A 1,956-nucleotide genomic window follows, 5' to 3' on the forward strand; every position below is an offset into this window, starting at 1 on the left:
TTGTTTTTTGTTCTTCTTATTTCATCTTTTTATCTTCAAATAATAAGGGGAGGCTATTTTAAAGCCAGGTCTTTGAAAAATAGAATAAGAATAATTCCACACCCCCCATCTAGGGGAATGATATTTGATAGAAAAGGCAAGGTTTTGGCAACAAATGTAGCCAATTTTTCCATATCCATTATTCAAGAAAACCTTTCAGATGAACAAATAGAGGGTATTTTATCAAAGATTTCTTCTATTGTTCCATTTGATAGAGAAAAGGCAAAGAAAAGCATGGAAAAAAAATCTCTTCGCAGGTTTGAACCTGCTACAATTATAGAAAATATTTCAAAGGAGGAGGCTTTGAAGATAGCCTCTGCCTTTTTTGCTACCCCTTTTCTTGTTGTGGATGCAAAGCCTCTTCGCGATTACCCAAATTCAGAGCTTGCCTCACACCTTTTAGGCTATATTGGACCCATCACAAAAAAGGAATTTAAAGAAAAAGGGGGCTATCTTATTGATGATAGGATTGGAAAAAGCGGCATAGAGAGGAAATACGAAGATATTCTCAAAGGGAGGAGGGGAGGGGATGTTATTGAGACAAATGTCTCTGGAAGGACAATTAGGGTTTTAGGGAAGGAAGAGGCAATCCTCGGGTGCAACCTTTATCTTACCATTGATAAAGAGCTTCAGGAAATAGGAGAAAAAGCCCTTTGTAAAAATGGAGCAATTGTTGCCCTTTCTCCAAAAACAGGAGAGGTTTTGTGTATGGTGAGTAAGCCTGCTTTTAATCCCTCCCTCTTTCTTAAAAAGCTCTCAGCAAAAGAGGCAAGAGAGACAATCCTTTCCACATCCTATCCCTTGGCAAACCGGGCAATACAATTTCGCTATCCACCTGGCTCTCTATTTAAAATTGTTGATGCCTATCTTGGGTTAGAAGAAGGAGTTATAGATCCCGACGAATACATTGAATGCACAGGAAGGTTTGATGTAAGAAATAGGAAATTTTTCTGTTTTAGGAAACAAAGCCATGGAATGGTAAATCTTATTTCTGGCCTTTCCCATTCCTGCAACATCTATTTTTATAAACTTGGTTTAAAGATTGGAGCAGACAAACTAATGGAGCAAGCAAAGATATTTGGCCTTTCTTCCCTAACAGATATTGACCTTCCTTATGAAATTAAGGGAAAAATCCCATCTCCATCCTGGAAGGAACGTCTTTTTAAAACAAGATGGTTTGCCGGTGATACAATAAATCTTTCCATTGGACAGGGATACCTTCTTGTAACACCTATTGAAATGGCTGTTTTAGTTTCCTCAATTGCAAATTCTGGTAATATATTTAAGCCCTTTATTGTCCAATATATAGAAGAGCCAGATGGAAGGGTTATAAGGAAAAAGCCTGTTTTAAAAAAGAAAATAAGGATGTCTTCTGAAACCAAAAGGATATTGGATAAGGGATTGGAGGAGGTTGTTCTTTCTGGAACAGGAAGGGGAGCCTATATTCCTGGAATAAGGATTGCAGGAAAAACAGGAACCGCACAGAATCCACAGGGAAAAGACCATGCCTGGTTTGTCTGCTATGCTCCTGTTGAAGACCCAAGCATTGTTGTGGTTGTCCTAGTTGAGCATGGTGGACAGGGTGGAATTGAGGCAGCACCCATTGCAAGAAAAATATTGGCAGGTTATTTTGGGATAAAGGAAGTAGAGCCAATTGAGCCTGGAACAGAGACAATGGAAGTAGGGACAGAAACAGAAAATATAGGAACTTAAGAGAGAAAATTAGGAAATTATGCAAAATAGAATGCAAATTTGTCTTGACAAGATAACCCTTTTTATGTTATAATATGACTTATAGTTAATTCCATAACGCTTTACAAAATGTATGTGTTTAGATAATCTTAAGGAAAACTTTATAAAATTATGAATTTTGAATGTTGAATTTTGAATTAAAAGGGGAAAAATTTTATAAAACTT

At 37.0% G+C, this 1,956-nt stretch carries 1 protein-coding gene; it reads left to right on the forward strand.

Features of this window, described 5'->3' with window-relative positions; translation table 11 throughout:
- Positions 1 to 1,752: penicillin-binding protein 2 (gene mrdA, locus AB1397_03045; GenBank protein MEW6481970.1), on the forward strand; the 1,752-nt coding region annotated here is incomplete at its 5' end.
- Positions 1,753 to 1,956 lie beyond the last annotated feature (204 nt).

The sequence above is a fragment of the bacterium genome (assembly GCA_040756715.1).
Classification (GTDB): domain Bacteria; phylum UBA9089; class UBA9088; order UBA9088; family UBA9088; genus JBFLYE01.